Annotated in this window: 4 protein-coding genes; all 4 read right to left on the bottom strand. The window is 65.2% G+C overall.

From position 1 onward, the window contains the following. On the bottom strand, positions 1 to 344 hold a 344-nt coding region (locus tag EOD07_RS30265; RefSeq protein WP_206519601.1), incomplete at its 3' end, for a CoA transferase. Positions 345 to 363: 19 nt separating this feature from the next. Beyond that, positions 364 to 1,149, bottom strand: coding sequence for an SDR family oxidoreductase (locus EOD07_RS30260; RefSeq protein ID WP_040984447.1), 786 nt, complete (start codon positions 1,147 to 1,149; stop codon positions 364 to 366). Position 1,150: 1 nt separating this feature from the next. Next, entirely contained in the window at positions 1,151 to 2,146 is a 996-nt protein-coding gene (locus tag EOD07_RS30255; RefSeq protein WP_127237925.1) for an ABC transporter permease, read from the bottom strand. A 63-nt stretch (positions 2,147 to 2,209) separates the two neighbouring features. Next, positions 2,210 to 2,588 (bottom strand): ATP-binding cassette domain-containing protein (locus EOD07_RS30250; protein ID WP_164772684.1); only part of this gene is annotated, 379 nt, incomplete at its 5' end.

The following is a 2,588-nucleotide window of genomic DNA, read 5'->3' as shown; positions in this document are numbered from 1 at the left end:
AAGTCCTCGTAGCCGTAACCGAGCTTGGCGAGCACGCCGGGACGGAAATTCTGCACCACGACGTCGGCGCTTTTCGCCATCTCCATGATGATGGCATGCACCTTGCGGCTCTTCAGGTTGAGCGCGATCGAGCGCTTGTTGCGGTTCCAGGCGAGGAAGTTCGGGCTCTCGGAGCCGCCCACCCATTTGGCGAAGAAGGTCATGCCGCGGAACATGTCGCCGGCGCCGGCGCGCTCGATCTTGATGACGTCGGCGCCCATGTCGCCGAGCAGCTGCGTGGCGAACGGCCCCTGCAGCAGATGGCTGAAGTCGAGGATGCGGACGCCTTCGAGGGCCTTGTTCATGTCATGTCTCGTTTCGTGTTCAAAGCAGTTCGGGAACGTAGCGCGGCGCCGCCGTCAGCCCGCCATCGACGCGCAGGTCCGTGCCGGTGGTGAAGCCGGCCGCATCGGAAGCCAGATAGACGGCGGCCTCGGCCACTTCGGAGGGCTCGCCGATGCGACCGAGCGGATGCATCTTGACCCACGCCTTGGCGAGGCTGCCGCCGATCTCCTTGATCAGCCTGTCGTTCATCGGCGTGTTGATGGTGCCCGGCGAGATCGAGTTGACGCGGATGTTCATCGGGCCGAACTCGACCGCCATCTGGCGCGTCATCGCCATCACCGCGCCCTTGGCGCCGGCATAGGCGGTCCAGCCGTCGAGGCCGATATGGCCCTGCGCCGAGGCCATGTTGATGATCGAGCCTGACTTCTGCGCGATCATGTGCGGCAGTGCGTATTTGCAGCCGCGAAACACGCTGGTGAGGTTGACCGCGATCAGCCGGTGCCATTGCTCGTCGGTCATCTCGTGCACCGGCATGCCGCCGATGGCGATGGCGGCGTTGTTGACCAGGATATCGAGGTGCCCGGTCTTCTTCACCGCGCTGTCGATCAGGCCGGCGATATCGGCCTCCTGCGAAACGTCGCAATGGACATAGTCGGCGCGGCGGCCGGCCGCGCGAAGTGCTGCGGCGAACGTCTCGCCGGCCTCATCGGCGATATCGCCGAGGAAGACATGCGCCCCTTCGCGCGCCATCGCCTCGGCGATCGCGTGACCGATGCCATCGGCGGCGCCGGTGATGACGGCGGTTTTTCCTTCAAGACGAGCCATGTCAGCCTCCATTCGCGCGCCTGCGCTTCGCTTCGTCGAAGGCGACCGCGGCGATGATGATCATGCCGGTGATGACCAGTTGCCATTCGGTCGGCAGGCCAAGCCCGCGCAGGCCGTTGGACAGGAACTGCAGGATGAGCACGCCGAGCGCCATGCCGGTCAGGCTGCCGATGCCGCCGGCAAGGCTGACGCCGCCGAGCACGGTGGCGGCGACGACCTGGAATTCGAAATTGAGCCCCGCCGTATGCTGCGCCGAGCCGACGCGCGCCGCCAGGATGATGCCGGCGACCGTCGCCAGCAGCGCGCTGATGATGAAGCAGACGAACTTGACGCGCCGCACGTCGTAGCCGGCCAGCCGCGCCACTTCCTGGTTGCCGCCGACGGCATAGATCTGCCGCCCGAACGGCCGGTGCTGCATCATGTAGCCGAAGGCGGCAAGCAGCACGATGGCGATCACCGCCGAATAGGGGATGATGTTGAACAGGCGCCCGTCGGAGAGCGCGATGAAGCTATCGAGGCTGGCGTCGTCGGGGATCGCGCGCTGGCCGGTGTAGAGATAGACGCCGCCGCGCATGATGAACATGGTGCCGAGCGTCACGATCAGCGAGTTGATGCCGGCATAGGCGACGAGATAGCCGTTCACCACCCCAATGATCAGGCCGAACAGCAGCGCGCCGCTGACGCCGAGCAGCAGCGAATTGGTGTCGTTCATGATGATGATCAGCGGCAGCGCGATGGTCGCCAGCAGCGAGCCGATCGAGATGTCGACCTCGCCGGAAATGAAGACGATGGCGCAGCCGATGCCGGCGGTGAGCGCCAGCGAGGCCTGCCCGAGCACGTTGGTCATGTTGCGCACGGAGAAGAAATTCTCGACGGTGGCGGAAAAGAACGCCAACACCAAGATCAAGCAGACGAGCAGCGCGAGCTCCTGCCGGGCAAAGAGCCGCGCCAGCAGGGATGGCGGGGCTTTTGCGGACGCCGTGCTTGCAAGGCTCATCGCTTGCCTCCTTCGAGGGGATGGCGCGCATCGCAAGGAATGCCGAGACGATGTGTCATGGTTCTATCCGATCGCCGCATTGAGGATCTTCTCCTGCGTGGCTTCCTCGCGCGGCATGATCGCGGTCAGACGGCCCTCGCACATCACCGCGATCCGGTCGGCGAGGCCGAGCAGCTCCGGCATCTCCGACGTCATCATGACGACCGCCAGGCCCTCGCCGGCCAGCCGGTCGATCAGCGCGAAGATCTCCGACTTGGCGCCGACATCGATGCCGCGCGTCGGCTCGTCGACGACGATGACCTTCAGGCCGCGCATCAGCCAGCGCGAGATCAGCACCTTCTGCTGGTTGCCGCCCGACAGGTTCTTGATCTGCTGGAACAGGCTGGGCGTCTTGATGCGGAAGCGGTCGACATAATCCTGCACCGCCTGATGCTCTTTCGCC

Source organism: Mesorhizobium sp. M2C.T.Ca.TU.002.02.1.1 (assembly GCF_003997225.1).
The sequence above is the reverse complement of the archived record's forward strand: the minus strand, read 5'-3'. Positions and strand labels throughout refer to the sequence as shown.